A 22,280-nucleotide genomic window follows, 5' to 3' on the forward strand; every position below is an offset into this window, starting at 1 on the left:
GGCCGCGGGCCGGACGGTGGATACCCGTCCGGCGCCGCGGCCGCCGGTGGTGCGCGGACCGCGCGGGGACTCAGCCCGCGTCGCCCCGTCGGGCCGCGAGCCGCCGGAGGGCGACCCGCCGCACCAGGAGCAGCCCCAGGCCCCAGAGGAGCAGACCCGCGGCCCACCACGGCGCCTCGCGCCCGATGTCGCTGCCGGTGACGGCGAGCGGATCGGACGGGTCCGCCCCGGCCGGGTCGTCGCCCGGCTCCGCCGCCGCCAGCACCTCGGAGGCGAAGTACGTCACCGGGACGGTGACGGTGCCACCGGGGGTGACGACCACCAGCTCCGCGGCGCCGGGCTCGCAGCCGGGGGCGAGGAACGTCAGCGACGTCCCGTCCGCGGCCACGGTGACCTCCTCGGCCGGCACGACCTGCCCGCAGACGACCACCGAGGTGTCGCCCGGGACGAAGCCGCCGCCGCCCACGGTGACCGGGGTGCCGCCGCCGGCGTCGAGGTCGCCGGGCTCGACGTCCGTGACGACCGGCGCCTCCGGCACCGCCGCGGCCTGCGCGTCGTACTCGTAGCCGAGCGTCAGCGCGTCCACGCCGGCCACCGCGACGACGAGCGGCACGACGCCCTCCTCGCCGGGCGGGGTGACGACGACCAGCGCGGTGTCGGACAGCACCGTCACCGACTCGGCGGCGGTGCCGCCGAACGTCACCGTCGTCGGCCCGGCCGTGAACCCGCTGCCGGTGATCAGCATCGTCTGCCCGCCGGTGGTCGGGCCGACCCGCGGCGAGTAGTACAGGACCCGGAGCGCGGAGCCGCCGAGCGGCGCCTGGTAGGTGAACGCCCCCGGGAGGACGCCCGTGCCCGCGGCGTTGGTCACGGCGACGTCGACCGCCCCCGCGCCGTGCGCCGGCGTGGTGACGACGACCTCGGTGGCCGTCGGCGTGCCGACGATCGTCGCGGGCACCCCGCCGAACGTCACCTCCGTGACGGTGTCCAGGCCGGCGCCGGTGAGAGTCACCGTCGTGCCGCCCCCGGTCGGGCCCGCAGCCGGGGTCAGGCCCCCGACGAACGGCCCGCCGGCCGGCACGTACCCGAACCCGCCGGCGCGGACCGCGTCGGCGCCGGGCAGCTCCACCACCACGTCCGCCGTGCCGGCGGCGCCGGCCGGGGTGACGACCGTCAGGCCGCCGGGGACGACCGTCAGGCCGGTGGCCGGGACGCCGCCGATCAGGACGCGGGTGGCGGCGCCGAGCCCGAAGCCCGAGATCGTCACCGTGGTGCCGCCCGCGACCGGGCCCTGCGCCGGGGAGATCCCGGTGACGACCGGAGCGGCGTAGGTCAGCGTGCCCGCGGTCACGTCCCCCGCGGGGAAGGTGATCACGACGGGCGCGCGACCGGCGACCTCGCTCGCCGGCAGCGTGCCGGAGATGACGGTGCCGTCGGCCGAGACCACCGCGTCGGCGACGAGCACGCCGCCGACCGTGAGGCCGGTGGCGCCGCCCAGGCCCGACCCGGTCACCCGGACGGGGACCCCGCCCGCGGTCGGCGCGGCCGCCGGGCTCACCGAGGTGACCGCGGAGCCGGTGCCGTCCGCGACGTAGGTGAGGTCGCCCGCGGGCACCTCGCCGCCGCCGGGGTAGGTGATGACGACCGCCGCCGGACCCGACTCGTCGCCCGCGGGCGCCGTGAAGGTGATCGACGTGCCGTCGTCCGCCACGACGACGTCCGCCGCCCCGACGCCGCCGACCGTCACCCCGGTGGCCCCGGTGAGCCCGGTGCCCTCGATGGTGACCGTCGAGCCGCCGCCGAGCGGGACCTCCGCCGGCACCAGGCCGGCCACGTCCGCGTCGGAGCCGTCGGCCTCGTAGGTGAGCACGCCGTCGAGGGCCAGGTCCGCCCCGGGCTGCACCAGCACCAGGTCGACCGCACCCGGCGCGTGCGCCGGCGTCGTGAAGGTCACCGACGTCGCGGTCACCCCCGTCGGCGTCACGGACTCGCCGTCCACCAGCACCGCCGTGACGGCACCCAGGTCGGTGCCGGTCAGCGTCACGGACGTCCCGCCGGACTGCGGCACCCGCGCGGGGTCCACGCCGTCGACGGCCGGGAGCGCGTAGGTCACCGTGCCCGCGGGCAGCGTCGTCCCCGCCGGGAACTCCAGCTGCACCGGGGCGGCACCCGTCGCCTCGGACGGCGGGAGCGTGACGGTGACCTCGGCGCCCGAGACCACCGTGAAGTCCACGGGGGTGCCGTCGACGGTCACGCCCGAGACGTTCCCCAGGCCGGTGCCGGTCACCGTGACCGTGCCGCCCGCCGTGGGGACCGTCGCCGGGTCGAGCCCGTCGACCGTCGAGGCCGAGCCGTCGTCCTCGTAGGTGAGCTCGCCCGCGGGCACCGCACCGTCGGACGGGTAGGTGATCACGACGTCCGCCGGCCCCACCGCCGCGCCCGGGGGCGCCGTGAAGGAGATGGACGTGCCGTCCTCCGCGACCACGACGTCCGTCGCCGGCTCGCCGCCCACCGTGACCCCGGTGGCCCCGGTCAGACCGGAACCCCCGATCGTCACCGTCGCGCCACCCGCCAGCGGCACCGTGGCCGGGTCGAGCCCGTCCACCAGCGCGTCGGACCCGTCGGCCTCGTAGGTGAAGACGCCGCCCAGCGTGACGTCCGCACCCGGCTGCACCAGCACCAGGTCCACCACGCCCGGCGCGTGCGCCGGCGTCGTGAACGTGACCGTCGTGGCGGTCACCTCCGTCGGCGTGACGGAGACCCCGTCGACCAGCACCGCCGTCACGGCACCCAGGTCCGTGCCCGCCAGCGTCACCGACGTCCCGCCCGACTGCGGACCCACGGCCGGGTCCACCTCGTCGACCGCCGAGGCGACGTACTCCAGCGCCCCCGCGAGCACCGTGGCGCCCGCCGGGGAGCCGAGCACGACGGCGGCCTCGCCCGCGGCGTCCGCCGGCGGGATCGTCACGGTGATCTCGGTGCCGCTCTGCGACGCGATGTCGACCGGCACGCCGCCGACCGTCACCGTCGCGACCCCGTCGAGGCCCGTGCCCGTGAGGGTCAGCGTGCCGCCGCCGGCGGTCGGGCTGGTCGCCGGGTCGAGCCCGTCGACCGTGGCGCCGGTGCCGTCGTCCACGTACGTGAAGCCGTCCGCGAGGGTGGCGTCCGGGCCGGGCAGCTGCACGACCACGTCGGCCGGGCCGACGGTGCCGGCCGGCGTCGTGACGGTGAGGCTCGTCCCGTCGGGGTCGACCACCAGGCCGACGCCCGGGGCGCCGCCGACCAGCACGCCGGTGGCGCCGGCGAGGCCGGTGCCGGTGACGGTGACGGTCGTGCCGCCGCCGGTCCCGCCCTCGGCCGGGGCGACCGCGGTGACGGCCGGGGCCACGTAGGTCAGCTCGCCGGCCGGGACGGTGCCCTCCGGGAAGACCACGACCACGTCCGCCGCGCCCGGGGCGTCGGCCGGGGGCAGCACCGCGGTGACCGAGGTGCCGTCGGCCGAGGCCGTGACGTCCGTCGCCGCGACGCCGCCCACGGTGAGGCCCGTGGCGCCGGCCAGGCCGGTGCCGGTGACCGTGACGGGCACGCCGCCCGCGGTCGGGGCGGTCGCCGGCTCGAGGCCGGTGACCGTCGCGCCGGAGCCGTCCTCGAGGTAGGTGAACCCGTCGGCGAGCGTGGCGTCCGGCCCGGGCAGCGCGACGACCACGTCCACCGGCCCCGCCGCGCCGGGCGGGGTGGTGACGGTGATCGCGGTGCCGTCCGCGGCGACGTCGACGACGTCCGCCGCGACCCCGCCGAACGTGACCCCCGTGGCGCCGGCCAGCCCGGTGCCGGTGAGGGTGACCGTCTCGCCGCCGGCCGCGAGGCCGGTCGCCGGGTCGACCGCGTCGAGGGCGGGCGCGACGTACCCGAGCGCGCCCGCGTCGACCGTGCCGGCCGGGAACGTCAGGACGACGTCCGCGGGGCCGGCGGCGTCGGCCGCGGGGATCGTCACGGTGACGGACGTGCCGTCCTCCGCCACGACCAGGTCGTCGGCCGGGTTCCCGCCGATCGTCACGGCCGCCACCGCGCCGAGGCCGGTGCCGGTGACGGTCAGCGTGCCGCCGCCCGCGGTGGGGCTGGTGGCCGGGTCGAGGGCGTCGACCGTGGCGCCGGTGCCGTCGTCCAGGTAGGTGAAGGCGTCCGCGAGGGCGGCGTCCGCGCCGGTCAGCTCGACCACCACGTCGACCGTGCCGGGCGCCTGGGCGGGCGTCAGGACGGTGATCCCGGTGCCGTCCGGCTCCACCGCGGTGATCGTGGCCGCCTCGCCGCCGAACGTCACGCCGCCGGCCCCGGTGAGGCCGGTGCCGGTGAGCGTCACGGTCGTGCCGCCCGCCTGCGTGCCCTCGGCCGGGTCGACCGCGGTGAGCGTCGGCGCCACGTAGGCGACCTGGCCGGCGACGACGGAGCCCGCCTGGAAGATCAGCGTGACGGTGGCCGGACCGGCGAACTCCGACGGCGGCGCCGTCACGGCGACCGACGTCCCGTCCTCGGCCACCGCCAGGCCGTCCGCGAGGACGCCCCCGACGGTGACGCCGGTGACGGCCCCGAGGCCGGTGCCGGTGACCGTGATCGTGGTGCCGCCCGTCGTGGGCAGCTCGGCCGGCGCGAGGTCGGTGACCTCGGCGTCCGAGCCGTCGTCGAGGTACAGGTAGCCGTCCGCGACCGCCGCGTCGGCGCCGGGCAGCGTGACGACCACGTCGGCCGCGCCCGGCGTGCCGGCCGGGGCCGTGACGGTGATCGTGGTGCCGTCCGGGGCGACGTCCACGACGTCGGCCGGCTCGCCGCCGATCGTCACGCCGGTCGCCGCGCCGAGGCCGGTTCCGGTGAGGACGACCTGGTTGCCGCCCGAGCTCACGCCGAACGCGGGCTGCACGCCGGTGACCGCCGGCTCGACGAGGGTGATCTCGCCGGCCGGGACCGTGCCGCCCGGGAAGACCAGCACGACGTCCTGCGGGCCGCCGTCCTCCGTGGCCGGCACGGTGCCGGTCACGGCGCCGTCGGTGACGTCGAGGCCCGGGACGGGCACCCCACCGACGGTGAGGCCGGTCGCGCCCCCGAGGCCGGCGCCGGTGACGGTGACCGTGCCGCCGGACGTCGGCAGCTCGGCCGGCGTCACGCCGTCGACCACCGCGCCCGCGCCGTCCTCGAGGTAGGTGAAGGTCAGGCCGGCCGGGTCCGCGCCCGGCAGGGTGACCGCCACCGTGACGTCGCCCGCCCCCTGCGCGGGCGACGTCACGGTGATCTCCCCCGGGCCGACGACGGCCAGGTCGGTGGCGGGCACGCCGCCGAAGGTCACGCCGGTCGCGGCCTCGAGGCCGGTCCCGGTGAGCGTGACCGTGGTGCCGCCGGAGGTCGGGCCCTCGGCGGGGTCCAGGGCGTCGAGCGTCGGCGCCACGTAGGTGACGACGCCGGCGTCGACGGTGCCCAGCGGGAACGCGACGACCACGTCGGCCGCGCCCGCCGCCTCGCTGGGCGGGGTGGTGAACGTGAGGCTCGTGCCGTCCGGGGCCACGACGACGTCGGCCGCCGCGGCACCGCCGACGGTCACGCCGGTGGCGCCCGTCAGGTTCGTGCCGGTGAGCGTCACGGTCGTGCCGCCCGCGGTCGGCACCTCGTCGGGCGCCAGGCCGGCGACCGTCGCGTCCGTGCCGTCCGCGAGGTAGGTGAACCCGTTCGGCAGCCACGAGTCGCCGCCGGCGTTCGTGACCGTGATCGTCACCGGGCCGGCCGCGTGCGGCGGGGTGGTGACGGTGAGCTCGGTGTCGCTGACGACGTCGAGGCCGGTGCCGGCGACGCCGTCGAACAGCACCTCGTCGACCGTCGTGAAGCCCTCGCCGGTCAGCGTGACCACCGTGCCGCCGGCGACCGGGCCCTGCGCCGGGTCGACGGCGGAGACGGTCGCGACGTCCTCGGCCAGGTAGGCGAAGCCGTCGGCCGCGACGCCGTCGACGCCCGGCAGGGTCACGACGACGTCCACCAGGCCCGGCGCGTGCGCCGGCGTGGTGACCGTCAGCTCGGTGTCGCCGACGACGTCCAGGTCCGTGCCGGGGACGCCGTCGAAGGTGACCTCCGTGGCGCCGGCCAGGCCGGTGCCGGTGATCGTCACCGTCTCGCCGCCGAGCTCGGTGCCCTGCGCGGGCTCCAGCGCGACGGTCGGGGCGACGTACACCAGCGGGCCCGCGGCGACCTCGCCGCCCGGGAACACGAGGGTCACGTCGACCAGGCCCGCCTCGGCGGCGGCCGGGATCGTGCCGGAGACGGAGGTGCCGTCGGCCGCGACCTCGAGGTCGTCGACCGCGACGCCGCCGACCAGCAGACCGGTGGCGGCGCCGAGGCCGGCGCCGGTGACGGTCAGCGTGCCGCCGCCCGCGGTCGGGCTGGTGGCCGGGTCGAGGCCGGTCACCGTCGCGGCGGTGCCGTCGTCGAGGTAGGTGAAGGCACCCGCCGCGGCGGCGTCGGCGCCGGGGGCCGTGACGACCACGTCCACCGGGCCGGGCGCGTGCGCCGGGGCGGTCACGGTGAGCGACGTGGCGGTCTGCGCGATGATGGTGGCCGGCAGGCCGTCGAACGTCACGCCGGTGGCGGGGCCGAAGCCCGTGCCGGTGATCGTGACGGCGGTGCCGCCCGCGGCCGGGCCCTCGTCCGGGGTCACGGCGGTGATCGCCGGCGCCACGGAGGTGACGTCGCCCGCGGCCCGCGTGCCCGCCGGGAACTGCACGACGACGGACGTGGCACCCGCGGTCTCGGTCGCCGGCACGGTGGCGGTGATCCCCGTGGGGGTCGCCGTGACGCCCGTGGCCGGGACGCCCCCGACCGTGACGCCGGTCGCGCCGCCGAGGCCGGTCCCGGTGATCGTGACGGTGGTGCCGCCCGAGGTCGGGACCTGCGCCGGGGTGATGCCGGCGAACGTCGCGCCGGAGCCGTCCTCGAGGTAGGTGAACGGGTCGGCGGCCGTCGTGGTGCCGGACGGGTTGGTGACCGCCACCGCGACCGGCCCGGCCGCGTGCGGGGGCGTGGTCACGGTGAGCGAGGTGGCCGTCCGCGCGGTGACCGTGCCGGGCGTGCCGCCGAAGGTCACGGCGGTGGCGTTGCCCAGGTTGGTGCCCGTGAGCGTGACGGCGGTGCCGCCGGCGGCCGGGCCCTCGGCGGGCGTGATCGTCGCGACCGTCGGGTTGGTCGGCAGGACGAAGGTGTAGGCGTCCGCGGCGGTGGCGTCCGCGCCGGGCAGCGTGACCGTCACCGGGACCGTGCCCGCGGCGCGCGCCGGGGTGACCGCGGTGACCGACGTCGGCGTGCTCGCCGTGACGGTGCCCGCGACGCCGCCGAAGCCGACTCCGGTGGCGCCGGCCAGGCCGGTGCCGGTGATCGTCACGGTCGTGCCGCCGGCGGTCGTGCCCTGCGGCGGGTCGACCGACGTGATCGTCGGCGCGACGTAGGTGAACGACCCCGCCGCGACGTCGCCGGTCGGCCGGGCGACGACGACCGGGACGGCGCCCGCGGTCTCCGAGGCGGGCGCGACGGCGGTCAGCCGGGTGCCGTCGGGCGACGCGGTGACCGACGTGGCCGCGACCCCGCCGAACGTGACGCCGGTGGTGTTCTGCAGGCCGGTGCCGGTGACGGTGACGGTGGTGCCGCCGGACGTCGGGCCCGTGGCGGGGGCGATCGAGGCGACCGTGGCGTTCGGCGCCTGGCACGAGGCCTGCGCGAGCGCGATGGTGCCGAGGGGGACGTTGACGGTGGTGCCGGTGAGGGACACGGTCGCCGACAGGCCGAGGTCCACCAGGACCGCGGCGGACGAGGCGCTCGTGCCCGTCGTGGTGGTGACCTGGCGGGCGGTGGCGTTGAGGCGGGCGCCCGCCAGGCCCAGCACGTTGACGTTCGCGCCGGCCGCGACCGTCGGCGTCGCCGCGTTCAGCGTCACCGCCTGGCCCAGCAGGCGCAGGTTCGCCACGTTCGCCGCGGCGGTCGGCGCGGCGCCCGCGGGGCACGTGGCCGTCGCGCTCACGGCGTCCACCGCGACGGCGCTGAGGCCGAGCACCCCGATGTTCACGCCGGCGACCTCGGAGGTCGCCGAGGAGCCGGCGGCCGTCCGCGTGGCCGTCGTGTTCGTGACGCTGCCCGCGGTCGTGACCCCCAGCCCGCCGACGCCGAGGTTGAGCAGGCCGCTCTGGCTGGTGCCCCCGCCGGCCGGCGCGACGGCCGTGCCGAGCGTGGTGCTCAGGCCGACGAGCGGGATGTTGACCAGCGGCGGGATGCTGATGCCCGCGTTGAGGTTGATCGCCACGCTCGTGGCGCTGGCGTCCCCCGGCGCCGCGTACGCGGCGGTCGGGGCGAACAGGATCGCTCCTGAGGCCAACAAGGCCGCGGTCGCTCCTGCGACCAGCTTCCGGGCATGCTGCAGCGCACCCACCATCATCCGTCCCCCCTGCAGCGACGAGGCCGTCGCCACGAATGTCGTGTTGCCTGCATCACACACAGCGCCGCGCCACCTGGCGAATCGGGAAAACGCGGTCCGCCCGGTCACCGACGTCGCAAATCGGACAAAAACGCGGCAACATCCCCGTACGTACGGGCTCGTAGGTTCCGCGTCGTCCCTGGTCACCCGCCCGGGCCTCGCGATGCATAACGAATGCATCACGATCACCCGGCGGGACCGGGACTTGATACTCCGAACGGGTGGCACGAGGGTGCCGTGCGTCTCACCCCGCGGTGGTCAGCACCTGCTCCGGGCCGACGGTCGTGCCGGCCGCGTTGGTCGCGACGACGCGGTACCGGTAGCTGGTGCCGGGCGCGAGCCCCGAGAGCGCCACGGTGCCCGCGCGCTCCCACGTCGCCGCGGGGAACGCCACGTCCGCCGTGCGCGCGGACCAGCCCGTCCCCCACTCGACGCGCACCGTCGTGTCCAGGCCGCGCGGGTGCACCCGCAGCTGCGCCGTCGCACCGGTGCGAGTGACGCCGGTCGCCGCGAGCGCCCGCACCGTCGGCGGGCCCGGGGTGTCGAACGTGCGGGTCAGGACCGTCGTGCCGGCGGCCGTCGTCGCCGTGGCGGTCCAGGTGTACCGCGTCCCGGGACGCAGCCCGGTCAGGTCGTGACCGACCTCCTGCGCGACGGTCGACGCCGCGAGCGCACGCTCCACCCGGCCGCTCTCGGTCCCGCCCTCGGGCGCCCACGCGATCCGGACGGTGCCCGCCAGCCCCTCGGGATCCACCCACGCGCGCACGCGGGCCGACGTGCCGGTGACGTCCCGCTCGGCCCCGGTCACCGCCGGCCGCGGCGCGACCACGAGCGCGCGGGAGTCCGTGGCGGTGCGACCCGCGGCGTCGGTGACGGTCAGCCGGGCCGTGCGCGCGCCCGCGGCGTACGTGTGCGCGACGGCGCCCGGGTGCCCGGTGCCGGTGCGCGTGGTGCCGTCGCCCAGGTCGAGCGTCCACCGGACCACGCCGGTGCCGGCGGCCGACGCACCGCCGGTGCTGCGGGACAGGTCGAACGTGACCGCGAGCGGCGCGGGGCCGACCGTGGCGGACGCGCGGAGGTCCGCGGTCGGCGCGGCGTTCGCCGCCGGGCCCGCCACGGCGGCGGCGTACGCGGAGCGGGCCGTCGCCGAGCCGGCGAGCGCCCACGGGCACGTGCCGGTGCCCTCGAACGACGAGGCCACGTCCAGGCCGGGCCACGCACCCAGCCAGTCGACCGCCTCGGTCAGCCACGCCGCGCGCCGGGCGGGGTCGGCGGGGTCCGCCGAGGTGCCGAACTCGGCCAGCACGGCCTGCTTCCCGCGCGCCTCGGCCCACCGCCGGAACGGCGTCGCGACCTCCGCGAGCGACCGCCACGCGGCCGGCTTGCCCGGGGCGCAGCCGTACCAGTTGTAGGCGTCCAGCCCGACCCGGTCCACGACGTCGTCCCCCGGGTAGAACGCGTCGGCGCCGGCCGTCGAGGGCGCCGAGCCGAAGCTGCCGGGCGTCACCACCCACGTCCAGCGCACGTCCCGGACACCCGCCTCGCGGAACACCTGCACGTACCGGCGCCAGGCCGCGCGGAACTCCGCAGCCGTGCCCCAGCCCTCGGCGATGTCGGCCTCGTGGTGCAGCGTCAGGTACACCGGTACGCCGAGCGCCGCGACGCCCGCGGCCTGCCGGCGGATGTCGGCGTCCACGGCGCCCGACGCGATCACCGACCACGGGACCACCGAGCCGTCCAGCCGCTTCGGCCAGATCGACAGCATCGGCGTGCGGCCGCGGGCGACCGAGTCGACGACCGGCCCCGCCGGCTGGGCGTCGTCCCACCGGCTGTACCAGCGGTGCACGTCCAGGCGCCGGCCCAGGGCCTCCTCGAAGCCGGCGACGGCCGCCGCCGCGTCGCGGGCGGAGCCGCGGTCGACGTGGGCGCCGAGGCGGAAGCCCGGGGCGTCGGCGGCCGAGGTGGCGGCCGTCGGGGCCGCGGCGGTCGCCGGCGCGGCGGCGGCTGTGGCCGCGGCGGTCGACGTAGTGGCGGCCGTCGGGGCCGCGACGGTCGACGTCGCGGCGGCGGTCGCCGGCGCGGACGCCGCGGTGGCGTGCGCGGCGGACGGGACGGCGAGCGTGAGCGCGGCCGCGAGGACGGCGGCGAGCGCGGCGCCCCTGCGGGCGCGGGTCGGTGCGGACATGCGGTTCCCCCTGCGTGCGGGCGCGCGCGGGCGCCCGGGCGTGCGGTGCTGCCCGGCCCCGCCGGTGGCGGGCCGGTGGCGCGCGGGCGTCGGTGCCGGCGCGGACTGCCGCGACGGGTCGCGGCGCGCGGTGGTGTGGGAGCGGTGCGGGAGTGGTGCGACGGTGCGGTCGGCGCGGCGACTGCTGCCACGCCTGCTGCCGCGGTCTCGTCACGCGGCGTCGCCCGGGAGCCGGGCGGGGACGGCGGGCCGGGCCCGCACGTCCACCATCGACAACGCGCACGACGCCCTGAGCCCTCCCCGCGCGCGTGTGCACCCGGTCACACCCGCGCCACGGCCACCGCGCCCGCCCGCCGCGCCCGCCGCCGCGCCTCTCCCCGACCCGCGAGTGGGCACCGGACGCGTCGAGCGGGCAACCACGGGATGCCCACTCGACGCGTCAGGTGCCCGGTCGGCGTGGCGACCCGCCGCCGAGGGAGTACGCGACACGTCGGGAGAGCATCCCGTGGGTGCTCGTCCGACGTGTCGGCTACGCGTTCGGCGCGCACGCCAGGCACCGGCGGCACCGCCGGCGCCGACGCTCGCCGCGCGACCGCGCGTGCCCGCGCCGATACTCGGCCGGGTGACCACCGACACCGCCACCGAGAGGTCTCCCGGCCTGCGCCGGGCCGTGACCGGGCCGCTGCTGTTCCTGTTCATCCTGGGCGACGTGCTCGGCGCCGGCGTGTACGCGCTGGTCGGCGAGCTCGGCGCGGAGGCCGGCGGCGCGATCTGGCTGCCGCTGCTGGTCGCGCTGGGCATGGCGCTGCTGACCGCGGCGTCCTACGCCGAGCTCGTCACCAAGTACCCGAAGGCCGGCGGCTCCGCGGTGTTCGCGCAGCGGGCGTACAAGAGCCCGCTGGTGTCCTTCCTCGTCGGGTTCTGCATGCTCGCGGCGGGCGTGACGTCGGCGGCGGGCCTGTCCCTGGCGTTCGGGGGCGACTACCTGTCGGTGTTCCTCGACCTGCCCGCCGTCCCGGTCGCCCTGGTGTTCCTGGCCCTCGTGGCGGCGCTGAACATGCGCGGGATCCAGGAGTCGCTGCGCGCCAACGTCGTCATGACCGCGATCGAGCTGTCGGGCCTGGTGCTCGTGGTGATCCTCGGCGCGGTCGTGCTCGGCCGCGGCGACGGCGACCCGGGCCGCGTGCTCGAGCTGCCCGCCGAGACGTCCTGGGCCGCGGCGATCCTGGGCGGCGCGCTGATCGCCTTCTACTCGTTCGTCGGCTTCGAGACCTCCGCGAACCTCGCCGAGGAGGTCACGGACGTCCGCCGGGTCTACCCGCGGGCGCTGTTCGGCGCGCTGATCGCCGCGGGCGTGGTCTACCTGCTCGTCGGCCTGGTGGCGCCGGCCGTCGTCGCCCCGGAGGACCTGGCCGCGTCGTCCGGCCCGCTGCTGGAGGTGGTGCGCGTCGCCGGCGGCGTCCCGCTCGAGGTGTTCTCCGCGGTCGCGCTGGTCGCCGTCGCCAACGGCGCGCTGCTCACGATGATCATGGCCAGCCGCCTCACCTACGGCATGGCGAAGGAGGGGCTGCTGCCCCCGGTGCTGGGCCGCGTGCTGCCGGGCCGGCGCACGCCGTGGGTCGCCATCGTCGTGACCACGGTCGTCGCGATGGTGCTGGCCGCGACCGGCGAGCTGGTCGACCTGGCGTCGACCGTCGTCCTGCTGCTGCTGTTCGTCTTCCTCAGCACCAACGTCGCGGTGCTGGTGCTGCGCAGGGACCGCGTCGAGCACGAGCACTTCCGGGCCTGGACCGCGCTGCCCGTGCTCGCGATCGTCACCTGCCTGGTGCTGCTGACCCAGCAGGAGGCGCGGCACTGGGCCCTGGCGGGGGTGCTGCTCGCGGTCGGCCTGGTGCTCCACCTGGTGACGCGCCGGTCGAGCCGCCGGGCGGTCGAGGACGCACCGACGCGCTGACCTGCACCGACGCACCGCGCCGCCGGGACGGGGACGTCCGTCCCGGCGACGCGGAATAGATCCGCGCACGCCCTCGTTGGGGCGCAAGTACATGCAAACGCATCGACTTGAGGAGCGCGAGATGCAGTTCGGAGTCTTCACGGTCAGCGACATCACCCCTGACCCGCACACGGGCCGCGCGCCCGACGACACCGAGCGCGTCCGGTCGATCCTGACGATCGCCCAGCACGCGGAGGAGGTCGGCCTCGACGTCTTCGCGACGGGCGAGCACCACAACCCGCCGTTCGTCGCGTCGTCCCCGACCACGATGCTCGGCTACCTGGCCGGCCGCACGAAGGACATCGTGCTGTCCACGGCCACCACGCTGATCACGACCAACGACCCGGTCCGGCTGGCCGAGGAGTACGCGATGCTCCAGGTCATCTCCGACGGCCGGATGGACCTCATGATGGGCCGCGGCAACACCGGCCCGGTCTACCCCTGGTTCGGCCAGGACGTCCGCCAGGGCATCCCGCTGGCGATCGAGAACTACGCCCTGCTGCGCCGCCTCTGGACCGAGGAGGTCGTCGACTGGGAGGGCAAGTTCCGCACCCCGCTGCAGGGCTTCACCTCGACCCCGCGGCCGCTGGACGGCATCCCGCCGTTCGTGTGGCACGGCTCGATCCGCAGCCCCGAGATCGCCGAGCAGGCCGCCTACTACGGCGACGGCTTCTTCCACAACAACATCTTCTGGCCGATGAGCCACACCAAGCAGATGGTGCAGTTCTACCGGCAGCGGTTCGAGTACTACGGCCACGGCCGGGCGGACCAGGCGATCGTCGGGCTGGGCGGCCAGGTGTTCATGCGGAAGAACTCGCAGGACGCGGTGGACGAGTTCCGCCCGTACTTCGACAACGCGCCGGTCTACGGCCACGGCCCCTCGCTGGAGGACTTCTCCGCGCAGACGCCGCTGACCGTCGGCTCGCCGCAGCAGGTGATCGACCGGTACGCCGCGATGCGGCACGACGTCGGGCACTACCAGCGCCAGCTGTTCCTCATCGACCACGCGGGCCTGCCGCTCAAGACGGTCCTCGAGCAGCTCGACATCCTCGGCGGCGAGGTCGTGCCGGTGCTCCGCAAGGAGATGGAGTCCGACCGCCCGGCCGACGTCCCGTCCGGCCCCCCGACGCACGCCGAGCGCCTCGCGAAGGCCCGCGCCGCCGGCGCGGTGCACGAGCAGACCGTCGCCGCGGCCGACCACTGGACCGGGCGGACGGCCGAGGACGACGCCGCGGCCGCCGACGCGGTCGCCGGCCGCCAGGGCGCCGCGTTCGGTCTCTGAGGAACACCCCCGCCCGGTGGCGGGTTACCGCCACCGGGCACCCGCAGCACCCGCACCACCCACGCAGGACCTCGAAGGAGCACCTCCCATGACCGAGCGCCACATCGTCGCGCTGTCGGCCGGCCTCGGCCGGCCGTCCTCCACCCGCCTGCTCGCCGACCGCCTCGCCGAGGCGACCGCGACCGAGCTCGCCGACCGCGGGCAGCGCCCGGAGGTCCGCGTCGTCGAGCTGCGCGACCACGCGCACGACATCGTCAACGCGATGCTGACGGGCGTGCCGAGCCCGGAGCTCGCCGAGGTGATCGAGGCCGTCACCGGCGCCGACGCGCTGATCGCCGTGACCCCGCTCTTCACGACGACCTACTCGGGCCTGTTCAAGTCGTTCGTCGACGTCCTGGACAAGGACTCGCTGGTGGGCCTGCCCGTGCTGCTCGGCGCGACCGGCGGCACCGCCCGGCACTCGCTGGCGCTCGAGTACTCGATCCGCCCGCTGTTCACCTACCTGCGGGCCGACGTCGCGACGACGTCCGTGTTCGCGGCGACGGACGACTGGGCCGCCGGCGCCACCGCCGACGAGCCCAGCCCGCTGCCGGCCCGCATCCGCCGCGCGGGAGCCGAGCTCGCGACGACGGTCGCCGCCCGGGGCCCGCGCGGCCCGCAGGACCCGTTCGCCGGCGCGCCGTCCTTCGCTGACCTGCTCGGCGGCTGACGCCGCGGGTGCACGAGACACGCCGGGGGTGCCCTCACGGAGGGCACCCCCGGCGTGTCTCCTACGTCAGGCGCGGGCCAGGAGGACCACCGTGGCGTCGTCGTCGGAGGACGGGTCGCGCAGCCGGGCGACCAGGCCGTCCAGGTCGCCCGCCGCCGGGCGGCCGACGTCCGCCAGCGTCCGGTCGAGCGCGACGCGCAGCGACTCGCGACGCCGCTCGATCACCCCGTCGGTGAGCAGGAGCAGCGCGTCCCCGGGCTCGAGGGTGGTCCGGCCGGCGGCGGGTTCCTCGGTCAGCATCCCGATCAGCGGCGCCCCGCGCACCGGCTCCCACGCCGCCGTCCCGTCCGCGCGCACGACGAGCGGCGGCAGGTGGCCGGCGCCCGCGTGCTCCACCTCGCCCGTCGCGGGGTCGAGGACGGCGACCGCCATCGTGGCCATCTGGCCCGGCAGCGTCCACCGCGCCAGCGCCCCGACCCGGGACAGCACGACGCCGGGCGGTGCGGCGTCGAGCAGGTACGCGCGGGTCGCGTTCCGCAGCTGGCCCATCGCCGCCGCCGTGGCGAGCCCGTGCCCGGTCACGTCGCCGATCGTCAACGCCAGCCGCCCGTCGGCGAGCCGCAGCACGTCGTACCAGTCCCCGCCGACCTGGCCGGTCCCGGCCGGCTCGTACCGGGCGTCGACGACCCAGCCCGGCACGAGCGGCAGCGACGTCGGGAGCAGCGTGCGCTGGATCGCCCGCGCCGCCTGCACCTCGGCCCGTCCGCGGCGGAACAGCGCCTCGACCAGGTAGGTCCGCAGGTCGGCGGCGTTCTGCACGTGCTGGTCGTCCCAGGGCAGGGACCGGCCGCGCACCTGCTCGCGCCACAGGTCGAACGACTGCCGCGGGCTCAGCCGCACGCCGTCGCCCTCGGGCACGGCGAGCACCTTGTGGTGCGGGTCGCCGCCCCAGTCGACCGTGCGGACCACCTCGCCGCGCAGCCAGACGACCGTGCCGCCGTCGGGCAGCGCCAGGGCGACGGCGCCGGCGATCCCCGGGGCGTCCGGCGCCCCCGGCAGCTCGGCCAGCCGGTCGGTGGCGAGCACCTCGTCGACCGACGCCGCCCAGGCCGCGACGGCGCGGCACGCCTCGGGCCCCGGGACCTCGCCCGCGGTCAGCACGTCGTCCCCGACGCTCACGACGACCCCGTCGGCCGGGACCAGCGTCAGCAGGTCGTCCGTCCGGGTCAGCGCCTGCGCGAGCCGGACGTCCTCGTCGCGGCTCGCGGCGACCAGGCGCGCGAGCACGCCCGACGCGCGGCGGGACTCCTCGAGCGCGTCCTCCTCGACCTGCGCGACCAGGCGGGCCGACAACGCGACGCCGAGGAACTCCGCGGCGGCGCGGACGCCGTACGACGGCGCGTGCGGGCCGGAGTAGTGGTGGCACGCCACCATGCCCCAGAGCTTCCCGTCCCGGAGCAGCGAGATCGACATGGACGCGCGCACGCCCATGTTGCGCAGGTACTCGCAGTGGATCGGCGACACGGAGCGCAGCGTCGCGAAGGTGAGGTCGAGCGGCCGGCCGGACAGCGGCTCCGCCGTCGGCACGACCGGCACCGGCGTGTAGTCGACGTCGGAGATGAGCCGGATCCAGCTCTTCTCGTACATGGCGCGCGCCTGGGCGGGGATGTCGGAGGCCGGGTAGTGCAGCCCGAGGAACGGCTCCAGGTCCCGGCGCCTCGCCTCGGCCACGACCTCGCCGTTGTAGTCCGCGTCGAACCGGTAGATCATCACGCGGTCGAAGCCGGTCAGCCGGCGCACGTGCCGGGCGGCGATGTCGTACAGCTCGGTGAGCTCGCCCGCGCGGTTGAGGTCGGCGATCGCGTCGCGGACGCTCTCGTAGGTGGTGCCGTAGGTGAGCGGCCGCGGCCCGTCCGCGGGCTCCAGCTCCACGACGAACACCGGGCCGGGGTCGGCGAGCGTCGCGGGCGGCGGGCGGTGCACGACGACGTCGAGCTGCACGGTGCCGTCCGCGGTCGCGATCTCGACCAGGCCGGGGTTGCGCGTGCGGTTGTCCGGCACCGCGGCGAGCTGCTCGAGGACGACCCGCGCGGCCGGGACGCCGAGCACGTCGCCGAGCGGCGCGCCGAGCACGGCGTCGACCGGCCGGCCGAGCACGGTGGCGACGTTCGCGGAGGCCTGCAGCACGACGGCGCCGTCGTCCTGGACCACCAGCAGCACCCCGCGCGGCTGCACGGACCCGGGGATGTGGATCGGCTCGCGCGCGCAGTTGTCGAGGCCGATCGGCTCGCCGGGCGCCACGAAGGTCTCGCTCAACGCGTCCCCTTCCGTCGGTGATCCCGACCGGGGCGGCCGAGCAGTCCGCGCGCGGCAGCGCGGACCGCCTCGACCCTCGCAAACGGGGACGACACTGGCAAGTAGGTCAGGCGACCCACAGCGCGGTCAGGCCCAGCCCGGCCGCCGCTGCGGCCACCGCGAGCAGCATCGTGCCCGCCAGGTTGGCCAGCGCCCGGGCGCGGTCGCCGGTCTGCGCCAGCCGCACGGTCTCGACCGCCGCCGCGGAGAACGTCGTGTACCCGCCGCAGAACCCCGTCGCCAGCAGCAGCTGCCAGGTGGCGGGCAGGCCGAGGTGCAGGTGCGCGCCCACGACCAGGCCGATCAGCAGCGAGCCCGTGACGTTGATCGTGATCGTCGCGACCGGCAGCACGGTCCGCCCGCGGGCGCGGATCGCGCCGTCCACCCAGAACCGGGTCGCGGCGCCGAGGCCCCCGAGGACGGCGACGAGCAGGGCGTGGGTCACGGACGCGCACCGGCCCCGCGTGCTCGGCGGTCCGCCACCGCCCCGACCGCCGCCACGCCGCCCGCCGCGAGCAGCACGCCGCCCACCAGCGTCACCGTCGCGTAGGCGAGGGCGGTGCCGGCCTCCCCCGCCGCGAGCAGCCGCTCGGTCTCCAGCGCCAGCGAGCTGAACGTCGTGAACCCGCCGAGCAGGCCGGTGCCGAGCGCCAGGCGCACCCGCTGCACGGCCGGCGTCTCGGGACCGCGCCGGCCGAGCGCCTCGAGCAGCACACCGAGCAGCAGAGCGCCCGCGAGGTTGGCCGCCAGCGTGCCGACCGGCCAGCCGTGCTGGGCCGGCAGCGCCTGGGCGAGCCCGTACCGGCCGAGCGACCCGGCGGCGCCGCCGAGCGCGACCAGCAGCGCGAGTCCCGCGCGGTGGTGCGCGGGGCGCGGGTCGCGGGGCGGGGTGCCGGGCGTGGTCGTGGGGGCCTCCGGGGCGGTGCGCGGACGGGAGCGGGCCGGGCCGGGTCGGCGGGTGCGCGCCGGGGTCATCCTGCCGCACGGCCCCGCCGTCCCGCCGCACCGCCGCCGTCGGGCGGGCGGCTCAGCCCCCGCGTGCCCGGTACGTCAGCGCCGCGAGCACCCGCGGGCTGACGTCCGGCCCGCCGACGCCCAGCGCGCGGTAGACCGCCGTGAGGTGGTTCTCCACCGATCGGGGCGACAGCCCGAGCGCACGCCCGACGGCGCCGTTCGACAGGCCCTGGGCGACGAGCGCGAGCACCGCGCGCCGCGCCGGCGTCAGGGCCGGCAGGTCGTCCCCGGCCGGGGACACCCCGAGCACGACCTGGCCGTCCGCCGCCGCGACCACCGCCCGGGCGAGCGCGGCCGGGTCGGGGCAGCGCCGCCGGGAGACGTGGCTCCACGACCCCGGCGCCCGGTCGCGGAGCGCCAGCGCGACGTCCGCCGCGCCACCGCCGGTCAGCAGCAGCACCGCGAGCTCGGGGTCCCGCTCCTGGAGCAGCAGCCCGAGCTCGACCCCGGTGCCGTCCGCCAGGTCCTCCTCGACCACCAGCACGTCGACGGTGCGCGGCTCCACGCGGTCGAGCGCCGCGCGGCGGCCCGGCAGGCGGTGCACCACGGTGATCCGGTCGTCCGCCTCGATCCCCTGGGCGAGCGCGGCGCGCGGCAGCGCCTCGTCGACGACGAGGGCGACCCGCACCGTCCGCCCGCCGCCGCCCACGTCCACGCAGCGCACCGTACGCCGGGTCACCACCACGCAGCCGACCGGCGGTCGGGCCCCCGTGGTGACTAGGGTGGAGCGACTGCTGAGCCCGGACGGGGCCCGGCCGCGACGCGGCGGCCGGCCCGACCCGGTCGCGACGAGGAGGGCACCGTGACGGACGCCGAGGAGCCGCGCCGGAGCCTGTTCGGCCGGTTCGCCGAGCCGCTGGCCGAGCGCACCCGCGAGCGGATCGAGCAGGTGGAGGACAAGGTCCGCCGGTCCGTCCAGGCCGAGATCGACGCGGCCACCCGAGCGCTGCGCGCCCGGGCCGTCGAGGCCCGACCCAGCGCGATCGCGTTCGCGGCGGCACTGCTGCTGGCGGTCTTCGGGCTCGCGCTGCTGGTCACCGCCGCGGTCGTCGGGCTGGCGGCGGTGGTCCCCCTGTGGCTGGCAGCCGTCCTGGTCGGGGTCGTGCTGCTGGGCGCAGCCGCCGGTTCCGCCGCCTGGGGCCGGCGCCGGCTCCCCGAGCGCCCGCGGCTCGCGCCGCCCGAGCCGGCGCCGGTCCGCGACCCCGACCCCGGTCCCTCCCGCGAGGCCCGACCCTCCGCCGACCCCTGGTCCGGCTGACCACCACCCACCCGGCGCGGGCGGCGCGCACGCGCCCCACCTGCGCAGATCACCGAGACGGGCCAGACTGGGGCGGAACGTCCCCCCGTCCACGAAGGAGCACCGGATGACGACGACATCGGGCAGCGGGTCCGGCCCGGACCAGCAGTCGATCGGCCAGCTCATCAGCCGGCTCAGCGAGCAGGCCGCCCGGCTGGTGCGCGCCGAGATCGACCTGGCCAAGGCGGAGCTCGCCGAGAAGGCCAAGGCCGCGGGGATCGGGATCGGCCTGCTCGCCGGCGCCGCGTTCTTCGGGTTCTTCACGTTCGCCGTGCTGATCACCACGGTGATCCTCGCCATCAGCGAGGGCCTCGCTCCCTGGCTCGCGGCGCTGATCGTGCTGGTGGTCCTCGCGATCATCACCGGCGCTCTCGCGCTGGTCGGCGTGAAGAGCCTGCAGAAGGGCACCCCGCCGACGCCCGAGAAGGCCGTCGCCGGCCTGAAGCAGGACGCCGAGACCGTGCAGAAGTCCGTCAAGGAGGGTCTGAGCCGATGAGCGACTCCCCCAAGCCGTCGATCACCGCCCTCGAGACCGAGGTCGCGCTCACGCGCGCGGAGCTCGCGGGCACCGCCGACGCCCTCGCCGAGCGGCTGAACCCGAAGCGCCAGGTCGCGGACGCCCGCTCGGCCGCGGAGAAGATCTGGCGCGACGCGGTGGGCAGCGACCCGGCCGCGGACCCGGCGAACCGGAACCGGGCGCGCGGCATCCTCGCGGGCGCCGTCGGCGCCCTCGCCCTCGTGGTGGTGCTGGCCGTCCGGCGCTGAGCCGCTGCTCGGCACGACCAGGGCTGAGCCCGTCCGCGACGACGCCGGGCGGGCTCGGCCCGTCTCAGCCGCGGGCCTCGTGGGCGAGCAGGAGCCGCTTCACGTCCAGCCCGAAGTAGTAGCCGCCCAGGGTGCCGCCGCTGCGCAGCACCCGGTGGCAGGGGACGAACGGCGCGACGAGGTTCCGCGCGCACGCCGAGCCCGCCGCGCGCACGGCGGTCGGGCTGCCCGCGGCGGCGGCGAGCTCGGCGTAGGTGACGGTCGAGCCCGGGGGGACGGCGCGCATCGCGGACCAGGCACGCTGCTGGAACGGGCCGCCGGGCTGCGCGACCGGGACGACGTCCAGCGCGCCGGGGTCCCCCGCGGCGTACCGCGCGACGGCCCCGACGACGGCGGCGGGGCCCGCGCCCCGGGTGGCGAGCGCGGCCGGGTCCAGCACCTCGTGACCCCGCACGGCGAGGTCCAGCGGCAGGCGCGCGGCCGTAGCGGCGAGCGAGCCGAAGCCGGCGGCGCGCACGACGCCGTCGTCGGTGAGCAGCACCGCCAGGTCGCCGGCCGGCGAGGGCAGCACCGCGGCGAGCAGCGGCGCGGCGGGGTCGAGCACGGCGGTGTCGAGCACGGCGGCGGCGGGAGCGGCGGTGTCGGTCATGGCACCATCCTGCGCCCTCGCGGCGGCCGTCGACCGGCGGTGGTCGGACATCGCAGCGCGGCGCACCACGCGCGTGTCGGGGCCGGAGCCGCCGTCGACCGGGGCCGCGACGGGCCCCGGCGACCCGTCACCGCGCGGTGGCGTCAGACGTCGTCGCCGCGCTGCCCCGGCACGCCGCCGAGCAGCTCGCGGACCTCGGTCTCGCGGTACCGGCGGTGGCCGCCGAGCGTGCGGATCGACGACAGCTTGCCGGACTTGGCCCAGCGGGTGACCGTCTTCGGGTCGACGCGGAACAGGCTCGCGACCTCGGACGGGGTCAGCAGGATCTCGTTCTCGGTGTGGGGGGCAGTCACGTCAGACCTCCGGGTGCCCTCGTCGTGACGGCCGGCCGGGCGACCCGCCGTCGTGGCAGAAATCTTGGTCGTCGGTGCCGGCGGCCCGCTCGGGCCGTGCTGATCCGGCATCGGTGACGTCATCGCGCTCGACCCCCCTCGCGGCCCCCACCGTGACGACCTTGTCACGATCGACTGTCCGACAACTAGTACCAACGTCCCATTCCGGGACAAGTGGTAACTATGAGGACACTCTAGGTCGTTCCGGGCGTGACTGCCCGTCGAGCGGCTCGCCCGAACGGGCGGTACCAGCGGCGACGCGCCTCACCCGCACGGGTGGGTGACGCCGGCGACCGCACCCGCGGCAACGCCCGGACCGGGACGTTTGTCCCAGTTTGTCCGTCGCCGCCGGAGCCCCACCCGTCGTCCTCGACCCATGCTCCCGGCCGCGTCCACGCCCCCGCCAGTGGCAAAGATCACATTCGCCCGGGTCGAGCACCCCGGACCTCGGTCCCGGAAGCCGTCCCGAACGGGGAGCGCCCGTCGGGGCACGTCGCGACGCGTGCGGCCCGCCCGGTCCCGCCGGGGCGCGGCGCGCCACGGACGGCGCCGGGCGTGCGAGTCACTCCCCCGGCGAGTGGTCGGAATGCCGGGAGACCATGTAGCGTTGCGTCACGAACAGACTATTCAGCATCCCGGGGCCGCACGTGTGAGCACGGAGCCGCCCCGCTTCCACGTTAGAGGGGGTCGATGCCATGGGGCGCGGCCGTCAGAAGGCTAAGCAGACGAAGGTGGCTCGGGAGCTGAAGTACTTCAGCCCGGACACCAACTACCGGGCGCTGGAGCAGGAGCTCACCGGCCACCGGAACGACCTCGTCACCGACAGCCGACAGGACTCCGACGACGAGGGTGACGACTACCCCCCTCGCTGGGCGGACGAGCGCTGAATACCCGGGCCGGCAGCCGCCTCGCGTGGCACCGGCCCCGCCGCTGACGCGCAGCGGCCACCAGCACCACGAGCCGGGCCTCCCGCGCACCGTCCCCGACGGCCGCCGGGCGGGCCCGGCTCGTGCGCTGCCCCTGCCCCTCGGGTCGCGGCCGCCGGGTTGATTGCCCGGCCTGCCCGGCCCCGACCGGCCCCGCCCGGCCCGCCCGCGCCCCGGTCCGTGCGTACCCCGGCCCACGCGCGCCGGGGTCCCGCC

At 77.2% G+C, this 22,280-nt stretch carries 15 protein-coding genes; 7 read left to right on the forward strand and 8 right to left on the reverse strand.

All coding sequences use genetic code 11. From position 1 onward, the window contains the following. Window positions 1-70 precede the first annotated feature (70 nt). Complete coding sequence (locus Cpa01nite_RS18890) at window positions 71-8,398, reverse strand: IPT/TIG domain-containing protein (RefSeq protein ID WP_203669029.1); 8,328 nt, start codon at window positions 8,396-8,398, stop codon at window positions 71-73. 343 nt (window positions 8,399-8,741) lie between these two features. Next, on the reverse strand, window positions 8,742-10,682 hold the full coding sequence (locus Cpa01nite_RS12120; RefSeq protein ID WP_203669030.1) for a PKD domain-containing protein: 1,941 nt from the start codon (window positions 10,680-10,682) through the stop codon (window positions 8,742-8,744). 622 nt (window positions 10,683-11,304) lie between these two features. On the opposite strand from Cpa01nite_RS12120, the gene Cpa01nite_RS12125 reads away from it, so the two are divergent. From Cpa01nite_RS12125 to Cpa01nite_RS12135, 3 genes are all read left to right on the forward strand, one after another. Next, window positions 11,305-12,636 carry an APC family permease gene (locus Cpa01nite_RS12125; protein WP_203669031.1) on the forward strand — a complete coding sequence of 444 codons (1,332 nt, stop codon included), beginning with the start codon at window positions 11,305-11,307 and terminating at the stop codon, window positions 12,634-12,636. A gap of 121 nt (window positions 12,637-12,757) precedes the next feature. Then, window positions 12,758-13,957, forward strand: coding sequence for an LLM class flavin-dependent oxidoreductase (locus Cpa01nite_RS12130; protein WP_203669032.1), 1,200 nt, complete (start codon window positions 12,758-12,760; stop codon window positions 13,955-13,957). Window positions 13,958-14,045: 88 nt separating this feature from the next. Further along, complete coding sequence (locus Cpa01nite_RS12135) at window positions 14,046-14,666, forward strand: FMN reductase (protein ID WP_203669033.1); 621 nt, start codon at window positions 14,046-14,048, stop codon at window positions 14,664-14,666. Window positions 14,667-14,732: 66 nt separating this feature from the next. Here the strand turns inward: Cpa01nite_RS12135 and Cpa01nite_RS12140 are convergent, their stop codons facing one another. From Cpa01nite_RS12140 to Cpa01nite_RS12155, 4 genes are all read right to left on the reverse strand, one after another. Next, window positions 14,733-16,982 (reverse strand): SpoIIE family protein phosphatase, encoded by a 2,250-nt coding sequence (locus Cpa01nite_RS12140; protein ID WP_203669034.1) that lies wholly within the window; start codon window positions 16,980-16,982, stop codon window positions 14,733-14,735. Between the two features lie 106 nt (window positions 16,983-17,088). Then, a complete protein-coding gene (gene crcB / locus Cpa01nite_RS12145) occupies window positions 17,089-17,466 on the reverse strand; it encodes a fluoride efflux transporter CrcB (protein WP_203669035.1) in 378 nt (125 codons plus the stop codon). Beyond that, window positions 17,463-17,996: a CrcB family protein gene (locus Cpa01nite_RS12150; RefSeq protein ID WP_203669036.1), complete on the reverse strand. Its 534-nt coding sequence runs from the start codon at window positions 17,994-17,996 to the stop codon at window positions 17,463-17,465. The genes crcB and Cpa01nite_RS12150 overlap by 4 nt, the downstream gene beginning before the upstream one ends. A gap of 52 nt (window positions 17,997-18,048) precedes the next feature. Next, window positions 18,049-18,690 carry a response regulator transcription factor gene (locus Cpa01nite_RS12155; protein ID WP_203669037.1) on the reverse strand — a complete coding sequence of 214 codons (642 nt, stop codon included), beginning with the start codon at window positions 18,688-18,690 and terminating at the stop codon, window positions 18,049-18,051. Window positions 18,691-18,837: 147 nt separating this feature from the next. Between Cpa01nite_RS12155 and Cpa01nite_RS12160 the strand changes: the two genes are divergently transcribed. The 3 genes from Cpa01nite_RS12160 to Cpa01nite_RS12170 all read left to right on the forward strand — a co-directional run bounded on the left by Cpa01nite_RS12160 (window position 18,838) and on the right by Cpa01nite_RS12170 (window position 20,097). Then, window positions 18,838-19,293, forward strand: a complete 456-nt coding sequence (locus Cpa01nite_RS12160; RefSeq protein WP_203669038.1) for a phage holin family protein — start codon at window positions 18,838-18,840, stop codon at window positions 19,291-19,293. 106 nt (window positions 19,294-19,399) lie between these two features. Beyond that, window positions 19,400-19,828 carry a phage holin family protein gene (locus Cpa01nite_RS12165; RefSeq protein ID WP_203669039.1) on the forward strand — a complete coding sequence of 143 codons (429 nt, stop codon included), beginning with the start codon at window positions 19,400-19,402 and terminating at the stop codon, window positions 19,826-19,828. Next, window positions 19,825-20,097 carry a DUF3618 domain-containing protein gene (locus tag Cpa01nite_RS12170; RefSeq protein ID WP_203669040.1) on the forward strand — a complete coding sequence of 91 codons (273 nt, stop codon included), beginning with the start codon at window positions 19,825-19,827 and terminating at the stop codon, window positions 20,095-20,097. The genes Cpa01nite_RS12165 and Cpa01nite_RS12170 overlap by 4 nt, the downstream gene beginning before the upstream one ends. A gap of 64 nt (window positions 20,098-20,161) precedes the next feature. Here the strand turns inward: Cpa01nite_RS12170 and Cpa01nite_RS12175 are convergent, their stop codons facing one another. Together Cpa01nite_RS12175 and Cpa01nite_RS12180 are read right to left on the reverse strand one after the other, a co-directional pair. Continuing rightward, a complete protein-coding gene (locus Cpa01nite_RS12175) occupies window positions 20,162-20,746 on the reverse strand; it encodes a methylated-DNA--[protein]-cysteine S-methyltransferase (RefSeq protein WP_203669041.1) in 585 nt (194 codons plus the stop codon). Window positions 20,747-20,889: 143 nt separating this feature from the next. Then, on the reverse strand, window positions 20,890-21,099 hold the full coding sequence (locus tag Cpa01nite_RS12180; protein WP_203669042.1) for a BldC family transcriptional regulator: 210 nt from the start codon (window positions 21,097-21,099) through the stop codon (window positions 20,890-20,892). A gap of 734 nt (window positions 21,100-21,833) precedes the next feature. On the opposite strand from Cpa01nite_RS12180, the gene Cpa01nite_RS12185 reads away from it, so the two are divergent. Next, window positions 21,834-22,025 (forward strand): DUF3073 domain-containing protein, encoded by a 192-nt coding sequence (locus tag Cpa01nite_RS12185; RefSeq protein WP_147794565.1) that lies wholly within the window; start codon window positions 21,834-21,836, stop codon window positions 22,023-22,025. Window positions 22,026-22,280: the final 255 nt, after the last annotated feature.

The sequence above is a fragment of the Cellulomonas pakistanensis genome, from assembly GCF_016862755.1.
Lineage (GTDB): Bacteria > Actinomycetota > Actinomycetes > Actinomycetales > Cellulomonadaceae > Cellulomonas > Cellulomonas pakistanensis.

What these genes read in the sequence shown, in the direction of transcription:
- Cpa01nite_RS12130 (WP_203669032.1), top strand. Translation starts at nt 12,758, where the DNA reads ATGCAGTTCGGAGTCTTCACGGTCAGCGACATCACCCCTGACCCGCAC.
- Cpa01nite_RS12170 (WP_203669040.1), top strand. Translation starts at nt 19,825, where the DNA reads ATGAGCGACTCCCCCAAGCCGTCGATCACCGCCCTCGAGACCGAGGTC.
- Cpa01nite_RS12165 (WP_203669039.1), top strand. Translation starts at nt 19,400, where the DNA reads ATGACGACGACATCGGGCAGCGGGTCCGGCCCGGACCAGCAGTCGATC.
- Cpa01nite_RS12185 (WP_147794565.1), top strand. Translation starts at nt 21,834, where the DNA reads ATGGGGCGCGGCCGTCAGAAGGCTAAGCAGACGAAGGTGGCTCGGGAG.
- Cpa01nite_RS12150 (WP_203669036.1), bottom strand. Translation starts at nt 17,996, where the DNA reads ATGACCCCGGCGCGCACCCGCCGACCCGGCCCGGCCCGCTCCCGTCCG.
- Cpa01nite_RS12135 (WP_203669033.1), top strand. Translation starts at nt 14,046, where the DNA reads ATGACCGAGCGCCACATCGTCGCGCTGTCGGCCGGCCTCGGCCGGCCG.
- Cpa01nite_RS12175 (WP_203669041.1), bottom strand. Translation starts at nt 20,746, where the DNA reads ATGACCGACACCGCCGCTCCCGCCGCCGCCGTGCTCGACACCGCCGTG.
- Cpa01nite_RS12120 (WP_203669030.1), bottom strand. Translation starts at nt 10,682, where the DNA reads ATGTCCGCACCGACCCGCGCCCGCAGGGGCGCCGCGCTCGCCGCCGTC.